This is a genomic window from Stutzerimonas urumqiensis, assembly GCF_003640395.1.
Taxonomy (GTDB): Bacteria; Pseudomonadota; Gammaproteobacteria; order Pseudomonadales; family Pseudomonadaceae; genus Stutzerimonas; species Stutzerimonas urumqiensis.
The window spans coordinates 197,796-216,289 of the sequence record NZ_RBZQ01000007.1 but is presented as its reverse complement, the minus strand read 5'-3'; the positions used below and the strand labels follow the sequence as shown (position 1 = coordinate 216,289).

Sequence of the window (18,494 nt, the reverse complement as noted above, 5' to 3'; positions counted from 1 at the left end):
CCGAGCAGTTATACGAGATATCGACAGGCGTCTATGTAACTTAAGGTAATGGCGATGAGCCGCCATTCATGGCGCGAAGTCAGTCGCGACGCGGCCTGCAAGCCCAAGGGCGTCAGCGCAACAGGACCCAGACGGCGAAAGCCGCGTACCAGAGCGCCGCGGCCCGGATGGCGAGCGACCACAGCGCATCGAGCCGGGCCGCATCGCCGGTCGTCGCCGGCACTTCGCAGCCGATCGCGGCGCAGCCGGTCAGGGCGACCAGCTGTCGGCTCGACACGTACCAATCCAGCAGCAGCGGCAGCAGGGCACGGTTGACGGCTGAAAAGTCGCCGACCAGGGCGAAGCTCGCTGCCAGCACCCGCGCCGGCAGCCATTCGAAGGCATGACGAAGCTGGCGAGCCCGCTCGACCATCGGCTCCCTGCGCCCGTGCGACTGCGCCAGGGCGATCAACCGATAAGCCAGCGCGACCGCCGGCCCGAGCAGGACGTACCAGAACACCACGACGAACAGGCCCTGGAAGGCCTCGCCAAGCAGGTAGGTGCGCACACGCGTCAGCAGCTCGCCGGCGTCCGCCGCCTCGATGTTCAAATCCCGCTGCGCCGCCAATGCCGCGCCCTGTTCATCGCTGCGCCGCCAGGCGGCTTCGAAGGGGCCGACCTCACGGCGAACGTCGCCCCGCCCCAGGCTGTACAGCAGGATCAACAGATGGAGTGGCAACGCCAGCCAGCCATAGGCGATGGGCTCGATCGATTGCACCACCAGTGCCGCGACAATCGCCGGCGCTAGCACGAGCAGACCGAGTGCCAGCCACGGCATGCGCTCCGTCCAGCCACGGGCCTCGCACACGGCCAGGGCATGCGCCCACGGACCGTCCCGCTGGGCGAGCCGGCGCAGGCCGGAGAATTTCTCCGCGAACAGAACGAGCAGCAGGACCAGGAAGCTCATGTGCCGATGTCTCGCTGTGAATGGACGATGCCCGCCGCGGCCAATCGCGACCAGTCGAATGCCGGTCCCGGATCGGTCTTGCGGCCGGGCGCGATGTCGCTGTGTCCGCAGACCCGATCGGCGGAAATGGCCGGATACGCGTGTCGCAGCGCCCGTGCCAGCGTGATCAGGCGGTCGTATTGCACCGCCGTGAAGGGTTGCTCGTCGGTCCCCTCGAGCTCGATGCCGATGGAAAAGTCGTTGCACCCTTCCCGACCGCAAAAGCTCGACGCTCCGGCATGCCAGGCGCGATCGAGGCAACTGACGAACTGGACGACGTGGCCGTCGCGCTCGATGAGAAAGTGCGCCGACACGGTCAACCCGGCGATCTGGGCGAAATAGGGATGCTCGGCCGGATCGAGGCGGTTGAGGAACAGCTCGTTGACCTTGCCGGTGCCGAACTGTCCGGGCGGAAGGCTGATGTTATGGATGACGAGCAGGGAGATCTCGCCATCGGGACGGGCATTGAAGTTCGGCGACGGGCAGTGCGTCACGCCGTGGCACCAGCCGGTGAGAGGGTCCGGTTGCATGGGGGCTCCTTTGATGGCGCACGCTACCTTTCCACGCCGTCACAGGGCAAGCACCCGCCTAGACGCGGTGCTCCTTGCCGCGCCGCGACGCCAGCCGATCGGCCAGACGCGTCGGCTCGGGCAGGCGATAGCGCGTCACGAACGCCATCACCACCTCGGGCGCGGTCGCAAGGCTCACCCGGTTGCCGGGCGAAACGATCAACGGCCGAACGCCATCCTTGCTGCGCAGCAGCGTGCCGATGACGTCCCCCTCCTTGGCATGCAGATCGACCCGCGCGCCCTTGTTCAGCGGCAATTCCGCATGCTCGCCGGTGAGAATCTTCTTGGCCACGCCGATGGTCGGCAGGCCGGTCACTACGCCCAGGTGCGCCGCGACGCCCAGGCGCCGGGGGTGCGCGATACCGTGGCCGTCGACGAACACCAGATCCGGTCGCTGTGGCAAGGCATCAAGCGCCTGCAACAGTGCCGGCAGTTCACGAAACGAGAGCAGCCCCGGGATGTAGGGCATCGAGGTGGGAATGCGCGCGACGCACTCGGCGAGCGGTTGGCGGGTTTCGGCATCCAGCAGCACGGCGGCGGCACGGGTGATGCGTCCGCCTTCTTCGAACCCGACGTCCACCCCGGCGACGAGGCGCAGTGGCGGAAAGTCGTCCTCCAGCCGCACCTGCGCGGCCAACTGGCGCTGCAGGTCGCGTGCGGCCGCGACGCTGCCATCCCAGCCGCTCAGTGGGTCTGCATACACGTGGCGTTGATTGTCCATTGATCCCTCCGTGCCCGGTTGGACGGGCTGGTGTGCCAGCTGGTTCAGCCGTCTGGACATTTCCAGGAAAAGCGAAGACGATCCCGCCATCGCGCGGCAGTTTAGTCACGCTTCCGATAACAAGAAACCAAGCGGTACGACATGAACCGGATCTGCATTCTGGCTACCGACGGGGTCTTCGCTTCGACCCTGATGCATGCCAAGGACTTTTTCCACATGGCCGGCCTCCGCCACGCCAAGCGCCTGGGCGACGAGGCGTCGCCGGCCTTCGACACGCTCATCGTCAGCCCGGACGGCGGCCCGGTGAAGACTTTCAGCGGGACTGAAATCACGGCCGAAGCGGCGTTGGTCGACGCGCAGGTGATCATCCTTCCCGCGTTCTGGCATGAGTTCGATGCGCTTCGAGCCCGTGCCCCACAGGTGATCGACTGGCTGCGCGAACGGCACGCCGCCGGTGCGCTGCTGGCCGCCGAAGCGACCGGAGCCTTCTGGATCGCCCAGGCCGGCTTGCTCGATGGCAAGGAAGCCTGCACCCACTGGCGCTTCCAGCAGGAATTCGCCGCGCGATTCCCAAAGGTCACGCTCACCCCCGGCAAGCAGCTGACCGACAGCGACAACCTGTTCTGCGCCGGCGGCACCACCTCATCGAGCGACCTCTACCTCTATCTGGTGGAGCGGCTCTACGGGCCAGGCATCGCCCAGGGCATGGCGCGCGACATCCTGTTCGAGGTGCGGCGCAGCTACAGCCCGGGTCGTATCGGCTTTGGCGGACAGAAACTGCACCAGGACGGCAGCGTGCTGCAGATCCAGGAGTGGCTGGAGGAGCATTTCGCCGAGAAATTCCGTTTCGAAGACGTCGCCCGCCAGCATGGCATGAGCATTCGCAATTTCATGCGCCGCTTCCAGGCCGCTACCGGCGACAAGCCGTTGCACTACCTGCAACGCCTGCGCATCGAGACGGCCAAGGGCCTGCTCTCGACGACCCGCAAGAGCATCAAGACCATCAGTTACGAGGTGGGCTACGACGACGCCAGCTTCTTCGCGCGGCTGTTCCGCCAGCACACCCAGCTCTCGCCGAACGACTATCGGCAGCAGTATCGGCACAAGGGGAGCTAAGGCTGGATGCGCAGAAGGCTCGCTCCGGGTTGCCCGACCGCGACGTTGCGTCGCGTCGGCCACGGACAGGCGAAGCCGAGAGCCCAACGCGCCGCCGTCCGGCCTTCGGGCTCGTCTTGTCCTTCCCGCCTTAAGGCTTGTGCGGCCGCGACAGGTATTCGTGGGATTGCATTTCCAGTAGCCGGCTCAGGGTGCGCTGGAACTCGAATTCCAGACGGCCGCCGGTGTAGAGGTCCTTCAGCTCGACCTCCGCGGAAATGATCAGCTTGACGTTGCGATCGTAGAACTCGTCGACCAGGTTGATGAAGCGGCGCGCCATATCGTCCTTGGCGACGCCCATCTGCTCGACGTTGGCCAGCAGGATGGCGCCGAAGATCTTGCCCAGCTCGATGTAGTCGTTCTGGCTGCGCGGGCCGTCACACAGCTCGCGGAATTCAAACCAGGCGACGTCGTTGCCGGTCTTCACCGCGCGTATCTCGCGGTTCTCGATATTCAGCGCGTCGTTCTCGACGACCCGGCACTTTTCCGGCAGCAGGCTCTTGAAGCTGCGCTCCAGGCTCTGCTGGGCCTCGGTATCGAGCGGGTAGTGAAACAGCTCGGCCTGCTCGAGCGCGCGCAGGCGATAGTCGATGCCGCTGTCAACGTTGACCACTTCGGTGTGCTGCTTGAGCAGCGCGATCGCCGGAAGGAAGCGCGCCCGCTGCAAGCCATCCTTGTAAAGGCCATCGGGAACGATATTGGACGTCGCGACCAGGCTCACGCCGTTCTTGAACAGCTCGTCGAGCAGGGTCGCAAGGATCATCGCGTCAGTGATGTCGGAAACGAAGAATTCATCGAAGCAGATCACCCGCGCCTCGTCGGCGAACCGCTTGCCAATGATGGTCAGCGGGTTCTTCTCGCCCTTGAGCGTTTTCATCTCCTCGTGCACACGCTTCATGAAGCGGTGAAAGTGCGTGCGCATCTTCTGCTCGAACGGCAGCGCTTCGAAGAAGGTGTCGACCAGGTAGGTCTTGCCGCGCCCTACGCCACCCCAGAAATAGATGCCCTTGATCGGCTCGTGCTTCTTCTTGCCGAACAGCTTGCCAATGAAGCCGCCCTTGTCCCGGTCGTCGGCCACCAGGTCGTCATAGAGACGCTGAAGATGCCGAACGGCATTTTCCTGCGCCGCATCGTGAAAGAAGTCAGGACGTTTCAGATCAGCCTGATAGCGCTCGAGGGGGGTCATGGCGGGGTCGGGGTTGCGAAACGGGGCCGCCACTTTAGCCGCGGCCTCGGTGCTTGGCAATTTCGGGCCGACGCGGACGCCTGGCCCAGGCGACCGGCCCGTCGGCTGCCCCGGCGGGCAGCGCAACGCGCCGGCAGTGCGCTGCGTTCAGTCGGTTGCCAACGAGGCGACCGCGTTGCGCAGGCGAACCATCGCGGCATCGAGCGCCTGCGCATCGGCGAAGGCGGGACTGTCCGCGACGCGTGCCCCGTCCAGCCACAGGCTGAAGCGATCTCCCTCGTCCTCCCGAAGGTCCAGCGCATCCACGCCCGCGGCGATGACACGCTGGGTCAGCATGCCCACCGCCTTGGGATCGGCCAGCGGGCGCGAGAGCAGCAGCTCCTCGCCATCGGCCGCCAGAAACCGGAAGCGGAAGGTGCCGTCGGCTTCGCGGAAGCTGACGAAGCGAGCGCTCTTGGCGCCTTTCTTCTTCGTTGGCGCGGCAACCGATGCCTGTGCGCCAAAGTTGCGCAGACCGACCGCCTCGCGCAGCTCGCCAAGAAACGGCGTGGCGATCCGGCGCGCCTTGGCGGCACCGGCTTGCAGGATGTCTTCGAGGTCCGCCGGCCGGGCGATCAGCGCATGGTAACGGTCGCGTGCCTCTCCCAACTCGGCATCAAGCAACAGGAACAGGCGCTCCTTCGCCTCGCCCCAGGCCAGCCCGGCCAGCAAGTCGGCACGGAAGGCGGCAAGCTGCTCCGGCGTGGAGAAGGCCTGGTAAAGCGTGAACAGGTGGCTGCTGTCCGGATCCTTGGGTTCGCCGGGCAGCTTGGAATCGGTCACGATACGCGCGATCGCCGCCTTCAGTTCCTTCGCACTGCCGAACAGCGGAATGGTGTTGTCGTAGCTCTTGGACATCTTGCGTCCATCGAGCCCCGGCAGCGTTGCCACGTCTTCTTCGACCACCGCCTCGGGCAGGGTGAAGAACTCTCGCCCCTGGCCGAACAGGTGATTGAACCGTTGCGCAATGTCGCGGGCCATCTCGACATGCTGGATCTGGTCCCGACCGACCGGCACCTTGTGCGCGTTGAACATCAGGATGTCCGCCGCCATCAGCACGGGGTAGCTATACAAGCCCATCGTCACGCCAGCATCGGCGTCTTCCCCCGCCTCGACATTGCGATCGACCGACGCCTTGTAGGCGTGCGCACGGTTGAGCAGCCCCTTGGCGGTCACGCAGGTAAGCAGCCAGCACAGCTCAGGAATTTCCGGGATATCGGACTGGCGATAAAACGTCGCCCGGTCGACATCCAGCCCGCAGGCGAGCCAGGTGGCCGCTATCTCCAGACGCGAGCGCTGGATGCGCAGCGGATCTTCGCACTTGATCAGCGCGTGGTAGTCGGCCAGGAAGTAGAACGAATCGGCTGCCGGCGTACGGCTGGCGACGATCGCCGGGCGGATCGCACCGGCGTAGTTGCCCAGGTGTGGAGTGCCGGTGGTGGTGATCCCGGTCAGGATGCGTGTGGTCATAAGCGCCCTTGCAAGGTGAACGACATCAGAGCCGAGGCAGAACCAGCTCCTTCAGCTCGACGAGCTTGCCGTGAAAAAAGTGGCCGCATTCTGCCACTTTCAGCAGCTCGTGGGAGCGAGACAGGCTGGCGGAAAACGCATGGACAGTCTGCGGATCGACCACCTCGTCGGCCTCCGGCTGGATGATCGTCAGTGAGCCCTCGGCTGGAAGCGGCTTGCCCTCGAGCCTGTGAACGGCCGGCGCGACCATGAACAGCCGCTCGACCGGCTCGCCCGCCGCCTCGAGACGCGCTGCGAGGCTCGCCGCGACGAAGCCGCCGAAGGAAAACCCCATGAGGGTGACCGGCAATCCCGGGTATTGCGCCATGAGCCAGCGCACTGCCGCCTCGGCATCGTCGACTTCGCCGTCGCCCATGTCATGGCTGCCCGCGCTGCGCCCCACGCCCCGATAGTTGAACCGCAACGTGGCGTAGCCGGCGTCCCGGGCGGTGCGCTGCAAGGTCGAGACGACCTTGTTCAGCATGGTGCCGCCCTGCACTGGATTGGGATGACAGACCAACGCCGCGCCTACGGCCTGTGGCGTCTCGAAATGCAGCGCCTCGAGCCCACCGCTCGGGCCGTCGAGGAAAAGGGATTGTTCTCGCATGAGCAAGGGGAACTCCGTGACCCACCCTCGGGTCGACTCGTCTTCTCGAAACCTGCGACCGCCGCGGCAATGCGCGACGGTGTACAGGACAGGGGCCAGACGTTAACGTAACAGGCCGTCGAAACACCACTGCGCGCCTGGCCCGCATCGGCCTTGGCCCTCGCAGCGTGCGCAGTCGCTTGAATGAGGAAGGACTCGTGGAACAAAACCTTGCGCTCTGGCTGCTCCCGATCGTCGGCCTGCTGGTTGGCGTCGCCATTGGATACCTGATCGCACGCAGCACCTCACCGAACCGCACCCAGCGTCAGGTGGATGACCTGCAGGAGCGCTTCGACACCTACCAGAGCGAAGTGATCACCCACTTCAATACCACCGCGAGCCTGTTGCGCAAGCTCACCAACAGCTACCAGGACATGCAGGATCACCTGTCCGAAGGTGCGAACAAGCTGGCCCTCGACGAGCAAACCCGGCAGCGCCTGCTCGCCGCCTTACATAGCGACGAGCACAACCCACGCGAACGGCTTAATTCGCCGGTGTTCACCGAAGCCCCGAAGGATTACGCCCCCAAGGGCGATGATGCGCCCGGTACGCTGCACGAGAATTTCGGCCTGAAAAGCCGGCTGTGACGCGGAGGAACTGATAAGGGGCGAAAGCCCCTTTTTCGTTGCAATTACTGACTCGCTGCAATCACTGGCGAAGACGCATGGACAGGTCGATCGCCTGCACATGCTTGGTCAGCGCACCGATCGATACATAGTCGACACCGGTTTCGGCAATGGCCCGCAGGGTCGACTCATCCACGCCTCCCGACGCTTCGAGCATGGCGCGTCCCTTCGCGCGGTCGACGGCAATCCGCATGTCCGCCAGGCTCAGTTCGTCCAGCATGACGATGTCGGCCCCCGCCGCCAGCGCCTGGTCGAGCTCATCGAGGCTCTCGACCTCGACCTCGACCGGCTTCCCCGGCCCGATACCACGCGCCGCGGCGACCGCCTCGGCGATTCCGCCACATGCCGCGATATGGTTCTCCTTGATGAGGAAGGCATCGTAGAGGCCGATCCGGTGGTTGTGGCAGCCACCGCAGGTGACGGCGTATTTCTGCGCCAGGCGCAAGCCCGGCAATGTCTTGCGCGTATCGAGCAGACGCACGCCGGTGCCTTCGACCAGATCGGCATAATGCTGGCAACGCGTCGCGACACCCGAGAGGGTCTGCAGAAAATTCAGGGCGGTTCGTTCGCCTGTCAGCAGCGCCCGCGCCGGCCCCTCCAGATGAAACAACGGCTGATTGGCCTGGACGCGCTCGCCATCAGCGGCTTGCCAATGAACCGCGACCCTCGGATCGATCTGCCTGAACACCGCATCGACCCAGGCCGTACCGCACAGCACCGCGGCTTCGCGGGTGATGACGGTCGCATGTGCAAGTCGCTCGGCCGGAATCAATTGCGCAGTGATATCACCGGTCCCGACGTCTTCGGCCAGGGCGCGTCGGACGCCGGCATCGATCTCGGCGTTGATGTCTTGGAGTGTGAGATTCGGCATGGCTGCTCCTTCGTTTGAGGCCGATTATAGAGGCCATCGCACGACAAGCAGACCAGCGGCGCTTTCGAAGAATCGCTTGTGGAAATATTTTTTTAACCCCAACGAAAAAAGTCAGGAGTATCTGTGAACGAAATCATGTCCAATGCCGAAGCCGGCTTGGCTTGATGCTATCCACTCCAAGAAATGCCTTAGTATTGGCGCCGTCTCGTTGACGTTGATCACAAGATCTCAAGCAGCGGACTGCTAGAGACCCTCGAAGGGCGGTGTTTGCGGGAGAGTTTGAATGCGAACCGATGCAAAAGTGGTGCACCTCAATAAAGCAGCGCCCGATGCCAAGCCCACGGTCACGGCCGGCCGGCTGCCGGTCGCGCTCATCAACGTTCGCGACAAGGCAGCGCTTCAGCTCAAGCAGGCACTGCAGGCCCTGTTCGACAACGCTGACGACACCCTGTTCGAAATGGCTGACCGTGCCGGCAGCAACAGCGAGCAAAGTGCATTCTTCGAAGCCATGCGCGACTTGCGCCTCAAGCGCCGCAGCATCGAGCGCGGCTTTCTGCAGAAGGTCTTCGAGTCTTTCGCCACACTGAATCAGTACGACATCGGCCCCGCCCAGTCGGCCGAGGCGGTGTCGTTCGACAGCCTCTCGCTCGTACAGAACGACGAGCTGGAAGAGTCGGTCGCGGTCGATACCATGGTCGCCAAGGTGATGACGCGCGACGCCCTCGCCCTGACGCACCTGAGCACACGGCTGAACACGCTCGTCAGCAGCAAGGTCGATGACAAGAGCAATCCGCTCGGCCCGCTCACGCTATGCGACAGCTTCCTTCAGGCCTGCTCCGAGCTAGTCATGGAGATTCGCGTCAAGCTGATCATCCTCAAGCTATTCGATCGCTTCGTACTGACCAACCTCGATCAGCTGTACGCCGAAGCCAACCAGATCCTTGTCGCCGCCGGCGTGCTGCCCGAACTGCGCTCGACGCCACCCCGCCCGAGACAGGACCGCCCTGTGTCTTCGGCCAACCCGCTCCCGGCAGGCAGCTACAGCCAGGACGACGTTCGCACCGACGAGGAAATGGAGGAGGTGTTCAGCCTGCTGCAGGGCTTGTTGTCAGAAGTCCGCGGGGCGCACCGCAGCCAAGCTGCGCCGCGCGATGCGCTGCCGATCTCCAGCCATGACCTGCTGCGCCTGCTCTCGCATATCCAGACCCGGGCGCCACAGACCACCGACTACCACGAGGTGCGCGATCACCTCGACCAGCTTCTCAAGCGCGCCAGCGCCAAGAGCGGAAAGAACCGCACCGTCGGCGAGATCGACGAGGACGTCATCAACCTGGTGTCGATGCTCTTCGAATTCATCCTCGACGACCGCACGCTTCCCGACTCGCTGAAGGCGCTCATCGCCCGCCTGCAGATCCCGATCCTGAAGGTTGCGGTCATCGACAAGACGTTCTTCAGCCGAGGCAGCCACCCGGCGCGGCGGCTGCTCAACGAAATCGCCTCGGCGGCGATGGGCTGGGGCGATCAGGACGATACCCAGCGGGACAGCCTGTACCAGAAGATCGAACAGATCGTTGCACGGCTTCTGAACGACTTCACCGACGACCCCAGCATCTTCTCCGAGCTGCTCGCGGACTTCCTTGCCTTCACGGGCGATGAGCGCCGTCGGAGCGAGCTTCTGGAGCAGCGCACGCGGGACGCCGAAGAAGGCCGCGCAAAAGCCGAGGCCGCCCGCCAGGAAGTGGAACGTGCGCTGAATCAGCGCCTGCTCGGGAAAACCCTGCCCGAGGTGGTCGTACGCCTGCTTCAGGAAGCCTGGAGCAAGGTGCTGCTGCTGACCTGCCTGAAGCACGGCACCCAATCGGAGCAATGGCAGTCGGCGCTGGATACGATGGATCAACTGATCTGGAGCGTAAGTCCGCATGACGACGCCCAGGAGCGCCAGCAGTTGCTCGAACTCGTCCCGGACCTGCTCAGGTCTCTGCGCGACGGCCTCAGCAGCGCGGCGTTCAATCCCTTCTCCACCAGCGAATTCTTCAATCAGCTCGAAACTCTGCACGTGCAGGCGCTTCAGCCGCCGCAGCCTGTCGAGGCGGAGACTGCCGCGCCGACCGGCGAAATCGATGCCCAGGTAGAATTCGTCGGCCCACCCAGCCCCGCGATGGTGGAGGTTCAGGAGGAGATCGTGCTGCTGGCACCGGGCGAGGTTCGCGACGTCGAGCCCGAGCCACGGCTGCCCGAGAACGACGAAGCCTTGATCAAGGTCGACAACCTGCGCGTTGGCAGTTGGGTCGAGTTCCAGGAAGACGAAGAGCACAAGCTCCGCTGCAAGCTGGCGGCCATCATCAAGCCGACCGGCAAATTCATCTTCGTCAACCGCACCGGCATGAAGGTGCTCGAGAAGACGCGAACAGGCCTGGCGCTCGAATTCCAGCGCGGCGCCGTCCGATTGCTCGATGACGCCCTTCTGTTCGATCGCGCACTGGAGTCGGTGATCGGCAACCTGCGCCGCCTCAAGAACGCCTGATCCCGCCTCGATACCAGCCACGCCCAAACGGGCCGGGGCTGGTATCGAGGGGCTGGCCCGCTACAATGCCAGCCAACAGATCGAGGTACCCATGCCCAGCCGCCTCTCCCCCGAAGATCAGCAGCGCGTCGATGAATACCTGAGCGCCCCGCAGCATCAGGTGAACAGGCGCCCTTTCCGGCCCCTTCTGCTCTTGGCTCTTGTCCTCGGCACGGTGATCGGCCTTGGGCTGCTCAGCCGGGTACTCGGCTCCCTGGTGCTTTAGCACCGGAGCGCATCACGATTCCCAAGCCTCATGAGAGCAAAGCATGCAGCATCGCATCGTTATCGTCGGCGGCGGGGCCGGCGGCCTAGAGCTGGCGACACGCCTTGGCAGGACGCTCGGCAAACGCCGACAGGCGCGTGTCACCCTTGTCGACGCCAACCTGACCCACATCTGGAAGCCATTGCTGCACGAAGTGGCCGCCGGCTCGCTCAACTCGTCTGGCGACGAACTGAACTACGTTGCGCAGGCCAAGTGGAACCACTTCGAATTTCAGCTGGGACGCATGACCGGGCTAAATCGCCAGGAGCGTCAAATCTCACTCGCACCGGCGGTCGATGACAACGGCGTCGAGGTGCTCCCGGCGCGCCAGATCGGCTACGACACCCTCGTGCTCGCCGTGGGCAGCACGACCAATGACTTCGGCACACCGGGCGCTGCGGAACATTGCATTTTTCTCGATACACGAGAACAAGCCGAACGCTTCCACCGCCAGTTGCTGAGTCACTACATGCGCGCCCATGCGGCACATGACGATCAACCGGCGGCGTCATTCAACGTAGCGATCATCGGAGCTGGCGCCACCGGCGTGGAGCTATCGGCCGAGCTGCTTCACGCAGCCCGCGAACTCGCCGCCTATGGCCTGGACCGTATCCGTCCGGAAGACGTCGGCATCACGCTGGTCGAGGCGGCCCCTCGGGTTCTGCCTGGCCTGCCGGAGCGCATCGGCAATCCTGTCCGACAGACGCTAGACAAGCTGGGTGTCTCGGTATTGACCGATGCAGCCGTAAGCGAAGTCACGAGTGAAGGACTTCATACCCGCGACGGCCGCTTCGTTCCGGCCGAGCTCAAGGTGTGGGCGGCGGGCATACGGGCGCCCGCCTTCCTGCGCGATCTGGGCCTCGAATGCAACCGCATCAATCAGTTGGTTGTCCGCCCGACCCTCCAGACAACGCTCGATGAACGCATCTTCGCCTTCGGCGACTGTGCCGCCTGTCCCCAGCCGGATGCCGAGCACAACGTCCCGCCGCGCGCGCAAGCCGCCCACCAACAGGCGTCGTTGCTGGCCCGCTCGCTGCGTCTGCTCCTGCAGGGCCAAGCGCTACCCGAGTATCGCTACCGGGACTACGGCTCGCTGATCTCGCTGTCCCGGTTCTCCGCAGTCGGCAATCTGATGGGCAACTTGACCGGGAGCGTCATGCTGGAAGGCTGGCTCGCGCGACTCTTCTACGTTTCGCTTTACCGCATGCATCAGATCGCACTGTACGGTTTGGTCCGTACGACGCTCATGATGATTGGCGATCGCCTCAGCCGAAGCACCGAGCCACGTTTGAAACTGCACTGAGGTGTTAGGCATGCGGCGCCGGCCGCATGCCGAAGCCTTACGCCAGGCATGCGAAAAGCATCGACCGGTCAGCACCAGGCAATGGCCATTGCACAACAAGAGGAAGGAATGGTGGGTCGTGTAGGATTCGAACCTACGACCAATTGGTTAAAAGCCAACTGCTCTACCGACTGAGCTAACGACCCGAAAGATGGTCGGGGTAGAGAGATTCGAACTCCCGACATCCTGCTCCCAAAGCAGGCGCGCTACCGGACTGCGCTATACCCCGGCTGGAAGTTGGCTCCGCGACCTGGACTCGAACCAGGGACCCAATGATTAACAGTCATTTGCTCTACCGACTGAGCTATCGCGGAACGTTCGGTACTTCCAACTCCGACAGGGCAATGAAGCAAACCCGCATCAGAGGCGCGCCATTTTACGGACGATCACCAAGCTGTCAAGCACTCGATAGCGCATCGACTCGGGGCGGATGCCCCGGGTCCCTGATCAGGCAAAGACGATTTCGTCTCCTTCGACACGCGCCTGGACGGTATCGCCAGGCGCGAAGGTGCCGGCCAGTATCTGCTGTGCCAATGGATTCTCGATCCAGCGCTGGATCGCACGCTTGAGCGGCCGGGCGCCGTAGACCGGGTCGTAGCCGATAGCCACGAGCTTGTCGAGCGCTTGCTCCGACAGGTCCAGCGACAGGTCTCGCTCGGCCAGCCGCTGACGCAGCCGCCCCAGCTGGATTTGCGCGATACCGGCGATCTGTTCCCGGCCGAGCGGCTCGAACACCACCACTTCATCGATCCGGTTGATGAATTCCGGACGGAAGTGGCTGCCGACCGCATCCATCACCGCTGCACGCTGCGCCTCGCGGTCGCCGGCCAGCTCCTGGATCTGCGCCGAACCAAGGTTGGAGGTCATCACCACCACGGCATTGCGGAAATCCACCGTACGCCCCTGGCTGTCGGTCAGCCGGCCATCCTCGAGCACTTGCAGCAGGATGTTGAACACGTCCGGGTGAGCCTTCTCCACCTCGTCGAGCAGGATCACCGAGTACGGCTTGCGGCGCACCGCTTCGGTCAGGTAGCCGCCCTCCTCGTAACCGACGTAACCCGGCGGAGCACCGATGAGACGGGCGACCGAGTGCTTCTCCATGAACTCCGACATGTCGATCCGCACCATCGCCTCCTCAGTGTCGAAGAGGAACTCGGCCAAGGCCTTGCACAGCTCGGTCTTGCCCACCCCGGTCGGACCGAGGAACAGGAAGGAACCGCTCGGCCGGTTCGGATCGGCCAGTCCTGCACGCGAGCGGCGCACCGCGTTGGCCACCGCCACCACCGCCTCGTGCTGGCCAATCACCCGCTTGTGCAGATCGTCTTCCATGCGCAGCAGCTTGTCGCGCTCACCCTCGAGCATCTTCGCGACCGGGATGCCGGTCCACTTGGACACGACCTCAGCAATCTCCTCGTCGGTCACTTTGTTGCGCAGCAGCTGATTCTCCGGCTTGCCGTGCTGGTCGACCATCTGAAGGCTGCGCTCCAGGTCCGGGATCACGCCGTACTGCAGCTCGGCCATGCGATTGAGGTCGCCCTTGCGCCGCGCGGCCTCGAGCTCGGTCTTGGCCTGCTCGATCTTCTGCTGCAACTGGGCCGAGCCTTGCACCTCGGCCTTCTCGGATTTCCAGATGTCCTCGAGGTCGGCGTACTCCTTCTGCAACTTGGCGATGTCTTCCTCGAGCTTGGCCAGGCGCTTCCTCGCCGCCTCGTCCTCTTCCTTCTTCAGCGCCTCGCGCTCGACCTTCAGCTGGATCAGCCGACGATCCAGGCGGTCCAGCGCCTCGGGCTTGGAATCGATTTCCATGCGGATGCGGCTGGCCGCCTCGTCGATCAGGTCGATGGCCTTGTCCGGCAGCTGGCGGTCGGTGATGTAGCGATGGCTGAGCTTGGCCGCCGCGATGATCGCGCCGTCGGTGATGGTCACCTTGTGGTGGACCTCGTAGCGCTCCTTCAGCCCGCGCAGGATCGCGATGGTGTCTTCCTCGCTCGGCTCGTCCACCAGCACCTTCTGGAAGCGCCGCTCGAGCGCCGCGTCCTTCTCGATGTACTGGCGATACTCGTCCAGGGTGGTGGCGCCGACGCAGTGCAGTTCGCCACGCGCCAGGGCCGGCTTGAGCATGTTGCCGGCGTCCATGGCGCCCTCGGCCTTGCCGGCACCGACCATGGTATGCAGCTCATCGATGAACAGGATGACCCGCCCTTCCTGCTTGGCCAGCTCGTTGAGCACCGCTTTCAGGCGTTCCTCGAACTCGCCGCGGAACTTGGCGCCGGCGATCAGCGCGCCCATGTCCAGTGCGAGCAGGCGCTTGTCCTTCAGACCGTCGGGCACCTCGCCGTTGATGATGCGCTGCGCCAGGCCCTCGACGATGGCGGTCTTGCCCACGCCCGGCTCGCCGATCAGCACCGGATTGTTCTTGGTGCGCCGTTGCAGCACCTGGATGGTCCGGCGGATCTCGTCGTCACGGCCGATCACCGGGTCGAGCTTGCCGTCCTCGGCGCGCTTGGTCATGTCGACCGTGTACTTGTCCAGCGCCTGGCGCGATTCCTCGGCGTTGGGATCGTTCACTGCCTCGCCGCCACGCAGGTTGGCCACGGCATTCTCCAACGCCTTGCGGCTGACGCCCTGGGCGAGCAGCAGCTTGCCCAGCCGGGTGTTCTCATCCATCGCCGCGAGCAGCACCAGCTCGCTGGAAATGAACTGATCGCCCTTCTGCTGGGCCAGCCGGTCGGCCTGGTTGAGCAGACGCGCCAGGTCCTGCGACAGGTTCACGTCGCCGGTCGGGTTCTGGATCTTCGGCAACTGATCGAGCGCCTCGGTGAGCGCCTTGCGTAGCGCCGCGATATCGAAGCCAACCTGCATCAGCAGGGGCCGGATGGAGCCGCCCTGCTGCTCGAGCAGGGCCTGCATCAGGTGCAGCGGCTCGATCGCCGCGTGGTCGAGACCGACAGCGATGGATTGTGCATCGGATAGCGCAAGCTGGAGCTTGCTGGTCAAACGGTCGATACGCATGGAAATGCCTCTATCTGATCGAAGCAGGCCGGCGCCAACGCGCCTCGGACGAACGCCTGCGAGTTGCAGGTTAGATAGGGACGAACCACGGAGATTCAAGCAGCGCGGGCATCCGGTGACCGGGACGCGCTGTCGCGCTCAGTCAGCGAGCCAGATCAGAGAGGCGAACCGACCCGTGCGGGATTGCCGACGATAGGAATAGAAGCGTGGATCGGAAAAAGTGCAGGCGCCCTCGCCATGTACGGCCAGGACACCCTGCGCGGCCAGGCGCAGGCGCGCCAGGGCATGGAGATCTGCCATCAGCCGGCCCGGTCGGGCGCTCGGGCGAAAGGCAGTCGTCGCCTCGGCCTGATGGTCGACGAACGCATCCCGCACCTCGGGGCCGACTTCGAACGCCTCGGGTCCGATCGCCGGCCCCAGCCAGACCAGCACCTCAGCCGGCTCGATATCCAGCGCCTGCAGGGTTCGCTCCAGCACGCCGGCCGCCAGCCCGCGCCAACCGGCGTGCGCCGCCGCCACACGGGTTCCGGCTCGGTCGCAGAACAGCACCGGCAAGCAATCGGCGGTAAGAATCGAACAGGCCATACCCGGGCGCTCCGACCAACTGGCGTCGGCAGTCGCCCGCCGGGACGGGTCGGCCTCGACAACCTCGGTACCGTGCACCTGCTCGAGCCAGGCCGGCTGGCAGCCCAGCGCGTACCTCAACGAGCGGCGGTTGGCGTCGACCGCGGCCGGATCATCCCCGACGTGATCGCCAAGGTTGAAGGAATCGAACGGCGGCAGGCTGATCCCGCCTGCGCGGGTGGTAACGCAGGCACGCACCCGTGCCGGCGCCGGCCACCGGGGCACCAGCCAATCGGCGGGCCAGTCCGTCACCCGAGGTAGGCCTCGCGATCCTGGCGCAACAGGGTCAGGAGCCACACCAGGTCGTCCGGCAGGGCGGATTCCCACTTCATGCGGGCGCCAGTGGCCGGATGGTCCAGCTCGAGAAAGCGCGCGTGCAGGGCTTGCCGCGGGAACTCGCGCAGGGTCTGGACGAGCGTGGCGCTCGCCGCCGGCGGAATGCGGAAGCGTCCGCCATAGACCGGATCGCCCACCAGCGGAAAACCGACATGCGCCATGTGCACACGAATCTGGTGGGTTCGCCCGGTCTCGAGCTTCACCCGCACATGGGTATGGGAGCGGAACCGCTCGAGCACCCGGTAGTGACTGACCGCCGGCTTGCCACTTTCGGTGACGGCCATACGCTGGCGCTGCTGGCCATGCCGTCCGATCGGCGCATCGACTGTCGCACCGGAGGTCACCACGCCAAGCACGATCGCCTCATAGATGCGACTGACGCTGCGCGCCTGCAGCTGCTCGACCAACCGCGTCTGCGCTTCAAGGGTCTTGGCCACTACCATCAGGCCGGTGGTGTCCTTGTCCAGGCGATGAACGATACCGGCCCTCGGCACGTTGATGAGCGACGGCACGTGATGCAGCAGCGCATTGAGCAGCGTGCCGTCCGCATGCCCGGCGGCCGGATGCACGACCAACCCGGCAGGCTTGTCCAGCACGAGGATATGGTCGTCTTCGTGAACGATATCCAGGTCGATGGCCTGCGCCTGCCACTCCCCCTGCGCCTGTTGCTCGGCACGTAGCTCGAGCAGCGCGCCGCCGTGCACGATGTCGCGCGGGCGCAGCACGGCGCCGTCGACGGTGAGCAGGCCGTCCTTGATCCACCCCGTCAGCCGCGAGCGCGAGTGCTCGGAGAAGAGCTGGGCGGCAATCTGGTCGAGCCGCTGCCCGCCTTGTTCTGAAGGCACCTGAGCCTGCAGATGGATGAACTGTTTCGAGGTGGTGGGCATAGGGAACGCAGGTAGGGAGGGCTTTGGTTTCGGCTTTGCGCTTGTGGTTAAATACGCCGTCTTTTCGCCCCGTCTCAACGGGGCGCCAATCATAACAGGACGGCCGTGACCCAGACAGCCGACCGTCACAGGACGCAAGCCGCCATGCAAGTGAAACACCTGCTGCTGATCGCCATCCTCGCTCTCGCCGCCTGCTCGTCGAATGAACCGGTCGATGAGAACCTCGGCGAAGTCGAGCTGTATCAGCAGGCGCAGGCCGACCTGGCAGACAAGAGCTATACCAGCGCCATCGCCAAGCTCAAGGCATTGGAGTCGCGTTACCCCTTCGGCCGCTTCGCCGAGCAGGCACAGCTCGAACTTATCTACGCCTACTACCGCAACATGGAGCCGGAGGCCGCTCGCGCCGCCGCCGACCGCTTCATCCGGCTGCACCCGCAGCATCCGAACGTCGACTATGCCTACTACCTCAAGGGACTGGCCTCGTTCGACCAGGACCGAGGGCTGGTCGCCCGCTTCCTGCCGCTGGACATGACCAAGCGCGATCCTGGCGCCGCGCGCGATTCGTTCAACGAGTTCGCCCAGCTCACCTCGCGCTTCCCCAACAGCCGTTACGCGCCGGACGCCAAGGCCCGCATGGTCTACCTGCGCAACCTGCTGGCAGCCAACGAAATCCACGTCGCGCATTACTACCTGATGCGAGACGCCTTCGTCGCGGCGGCCAACCGCGGGCGCTACGTCGTCGAGAACTACCAGGGCACCCCCTCGGTCGGCGACGGCCTGGCCGTGATGACCGAGGCCTACCGGCGCATGGGCCTCGATGAGCTGGCGGCCACCAGCCTCGAAACCCTGAAGCTCAACTTTCCTGACCATCCCTCCCTGGAAGACGGCGAATTCGTGCCCCGCGAGAAAGAAGCGGACAGCCGCTCCTGGCTGGCGAAGGCGACACTTGGCCTGATCGAAGGTGAAGTGCCCGCGCCGGAGCGCACCCAGGCGGAGGAAGACGTACGCCGCCAGTTCCAGCGCGCACAGCAGGAACTGCCCGAGGACATCGCCCCGGAAGTGAAGGACCTTCAATCCGAGATCGAGGAACCGGAAGACCGCGAGCGCTCCTGGTGGAGCTACCTGACCTTCGGCCTCTTCGATTGATCATCCGCCGCT

The 18,494-nt window shown here is 64.7% G+C and carries 16 protein-coding genes and 3 tRNA genes; 6 read left to right on the top strand and 13 right to left on the bottom strand.

Going from position 1 to position 18,494, the window contains the following annotated elements; translation table 11 throughout:
* Window positions 1-112: 112 nt before the first annotated feature.
* Genes ampE through nfi form a run of 3 tightly spaced genes read right to left on the bottom strand, consistent with a single transcriptional unit; the run spans window position 113 to window position 2,275 of the window.
* Window positions 113-946: a regulatory signaling modulator protein AmpE gene (gene ampE / locus D7325_RS14965; RefSeq protein ID WP_120996987.1), complete on the bottom strand. Its 834-nt coding sequence runs from the start codon at window positions 944-946 to the stop codon at window positions 113-115.
* Complete coding sequence (gene ampD / locus D7325_RS14960; protein WP_120996985.1) at window positions 943-1,515, bottom strand: 1,6-anhydro-N-acetylmuramyl-L-alanine amidase AmpD; 573 nt, start codon at window positions 1,513-1,515, stop codon at window positions 943-945. The genes ampE and ampD overlap by 4 nt, the downstream gene beginning before the upstream one ends.
* A gap of 58 nt (window positions 1,516-1,573) precedes the next feature.
* Window positions 1,574-2,275 (bottom strand): deoxyribonuclease V, encoded by a 702-nt coding sequence (gene nfi, locus D7325_RS14955; protein WP_120996983.1) that lies wholly within the window; start codon window positions 2,273-2,275, stop codon window positions 1,574-1,576.
* A 141-nt stretch (window positions 2,276-2,416) separates the two neighbouring features.
* Here nfi and D7325_RS14950 point away from each other — a divergent pair, with 141 nt between their 5' ends.
* Complete coding sequence (locus tag D7325_RS14950; RefSeq protein ID WP_120996981.1) at window positions 2,417-3,391, top strand: GlxA family transcriptional regulator; 975 nt, start codon at window positions 2,417-2,419, stop codon at window positions 3,389-3,391.
* Between the two features lie 130 nt (window positions 3,392-3,521).
* Here D7325_RS14950 and zapE read toward each other — a convergent pair whose 3' ends face one another.
* The 3 genes from zapE to D7325_RS14935 form a co-directional block, all read right to left on the bottom strand.
* Window positions 3,522-4,616 (bottom strand): cell division protein ZapE, encoded by a 1,095-nt coding sequence (zapE, locus tag D7325_RS14945; protein WP_120996979.1) that lies wholly within the window; start codon window positions 4,614-4,616, stop codon window positions 3,522-3,524.
* Between the two features lie 147 nt (window positions 4,617-4,763).
* On the bottom strand, window positions 4,764-6,125 hold the full coding sequence (locus D7325_RS14940; RefSeq protein WP_120996977.1) for a tryptophan--tRNA ligase: 1,362 nt from the start codon (window positions 6,123-6,125) through the stop codon (window positions 4,764-4,766).
* 25 nt (window positions 6,126-6,150) lie between these two features.
* Window positions 6,151-6,777 (bottom strand): alpha/beta hydrolase, encoded by a 627-nt coding sequence (locus tag D7325_RS14935; protein ID WP_120996975.1) that lies wholly within the window; start codon window positions 6,775-6,777, stop codon window positions 6,151-6,153.
* A gap of 191 nt (window positions 6,778-6,968) precedes the next feature.
* Here D7325_RS14935 and D7325_RS14930 point away from each other — a divergent pair, with 191 nt between their 5' ends.
* Entirely contained in the window at window positions 6,969-7,397 is a 429-nt protein-coding gene (locus tag D7325_RS14930) for a Z-ring associated ZapG family protein (protein WP_120996972.1), read from the top strand.
* 61 nt (window positions 7,398-7,458) lie between these two features.
* Here the strand turns inward: D7325_RS14930 and nadC are convergent, their stop codons facing one another.
* Window positions 7,459-8,307: a carboxylating nicotinate-nucleotide diphosphorylase gene (gene nadC / locus D7325_RS14925; RefSeq protein ID WP_120996970.1), complete on the bottom strand. Its 849-nt coding sequence runs from the start codon at window positions 8,305-8,307 to the stop codon at window positions 7,459-7,461.
* A 283-nt stretch (window positions 8,308-8,590) separates the two neighbouring features.
* On the opposite strand from nadC, the gene D7325_RS14920 reads away from it, so the two are divergent.
* The 3 genes from D7325_RS14920 to D7325_RS14910 all read left to right on the top strand — a co-directional run bounded on the left by D7325_RS14920 (window position 8,591) and on the right by D7325_RS14910 (window position 12,438).
* Window positions 8,591-10,831, top strand: coding sequence for a DUF1631 domain-containing protein (locus D7325_RS14920; RefSeq protein WP_120996968.1), 2,241 nt, complete (start codon window positions 8,591-8,593; stop codon window positions 10,829-10,831).
* A gap of 91 nt (window positions 10,832-10,922) precedes the next feature.
* Window positions 10,923-11,096: a DUF3094 family protein gene (locus tag D7325_RS14915; RefSeq protein ID WP_120996966.1), complete on the top strand. Its 174-nt coding sequence runs from the start codon at window positions 10,923-10,925 to the stop codon at window positions 11,094-11,096.
* A gap of 43 nt (window positions 11,097-11,139) precedes the next feature.
* Window positions 11,140-12,438 (top strand): NAD(P)/FAD-dependent oxidoreductase, encoded by a 1,299-nt coding sequence (locus tag D7325_RS14910; RefSeq protein WP_120996964.1) that lies wholly within the window; start codon window positions 11,140-11,142, stop codon window positions 12,436-12,438.
* Window positions 12,439-12,547: 109 nt separating this feature from the next.
* On the opposite strand, the gene D7325_RS14905 is transcribed toward D7325_RS14910, so the two are convergent.
* The 6 genes from D7325_RS14905 to rluD form a co-directional block, all read right to left on the bottom strand.
* Window positions 12,548-12,623: transfer RNA gene (locus tag D7325_RS14905), tRNA-Lys, on the bottom strand.
* 6 nt (window positions 12,624-12,629) lie between these two features.
* Window positions 12,630-12,706: transfer RNA gene (locus D7325_RS14900), tRNA-Pro, on the bottom strand.
* A 9-nt stretch (window positions 12,707-12,715) separates the two neighbouring features.
* A tRNA-Asn gene (locus D7325_RS14895) sits at window positions 12,716-12,791 on the bottom strand.
* A gap of 133 nt (window positions 12,792-12,924) precedes the next feature.
* Window positions 12,925-15,489 (bottom strand): ATP-dependent chaperone ClpB, encoded by a 2,565-nt coding sequence (gene clpB / locus D7325_RS14890; RefSeq protein WP_120996963.1) that lies wholly within the window; start codon window positions 15,487-15,489, stop codon window positions 12,925-12,927.
* Between the two features lie 138 nt (window positions 15,490-15,627).
* Window positions 15,628-16,365 (bottom strand): peptidoglycan editing factor PgeF, encoded by a 738-nt coding sequence (pgeF, locus tag D7325_RS14885; RefSeq protein ID WP_120996961.1) that lies wholly within the window; start codon window positions 16,363-16,365, stop codon window positions 15,628-15,630.
* Window positions 16,362-17,336 (bottom strand): 23S rRNA pseudouridine(1911/1915/1917) synthase RluD, encoded by a 975-nt coding sequence (gene rluD, locus D7325_RS14880; protein WP_120996959.1) that lies wholly within the window; start codon window positions 17,334-17,336, stop codon window positions 16,362-16,364. Before rluD ends, pgeF begins: the two co-directional genes overlap by 4 nt.
* Before the next feature lie 144 nt (window positions 17,337-17,480).
* On the opposite strand from rluD, the gene D7325_RS14875 reads away from it, so the two are divergent.
* Entirely contained in the window at window positions 17,481-18,482 is a 1,002-nt protein-coding gene (locus D7325_RS14875) for an outer membrane protein assembly factor BamD (RefSeq protein ID WP_120996957.1), read from the top strand.
* Window positions 18,483-18,494 lie beyond the last annotated feature (12 nt).

Coding starts and splice junctions, on each gene's coding strand:
- rluD (WP_120996959.1), bottom strand. CDS start 17,336: ATGCCCACCACCTCGAAACAGTTCATCCATCTGCAGGCTCAGGTGCCT.
- D7325_RS14950 (WP_120996981.1), top strand. CDS start 2,417: ATGAACCGGATCTGCATTCTGGCTACCGACGGGGTCTTCGCTTCGACC.
- D7325_RS14915 (WP_120996966.1), top strand. CDS start 10,923: ATGCCCAGCCGCCTCTCCCCCGAAGATCAGCAGCGCGTCGATGAATAC.
- D7325_RS14920 (WP_120996968.1), top strand. CDS start 8,591: ATGCGAACCGATGCAAAAGTGGTGCACCTCAATAAAGCAGCGCCCGAT.
- clpB (WP_120996963.1), bottom strand. CDS start 15,489: ATGCGTATCGACCGTTTGACCAGCAAGCTCCAGCTTGCGCTATCCGAT.
- D7325_RS14940 (WP_120996977.1), bottom strand. CDS start 6,125: ATGACCACACGCATCCTGACCGGGATCACCACCACCGGCACTCCACAC.
- D7325_RS14875 (WP_120996957.1), top strand. CDS start 17,481: ATGCAAGTGAAACACCTGCTGCTGATCGCCATCCTCGCTCTCGCCGCC.
- D7325_RS14910 (WP_120996964.1), top strand. CDS start 11,140: ATGCAGCATCGCATCGTTATCGTCGGCGGCGGGGCCGGCGGCCTAGAG.
- zapE (WP_120996979.1), bottom strand. CDS start 4,616: ATGACCCCCCTCGAGCGCTATCAGGCTGATCTGAAACGTCCTGACTTC.
- ampD (WP_120996985.1), bottom strand. CDS start 1,515: ATGCAACCGGACCCTCTCACCGGCTGGTGCCACGGCGTGACGCACTGC.
- nadC (WP_120996970.1), bottom strand. CDS start 8,307: ATGCCGAATCTCACACTCCAAGACATCAACGCCGAGATCGATGCCGGC.
- ampE (WP_120996987.1), bottom strand. CDS start 946: ATGAGCTTCCTGGTCCTGCTGCTCGTTCTGTTCGCGGAGAAATTCTCC.
- nfi (WP_120996983.1), bottom strand. CDS start 2,275: ATGGACAATCAACGCCACGTGTATGCAGACCCACTGAGCGGCTGGGAT.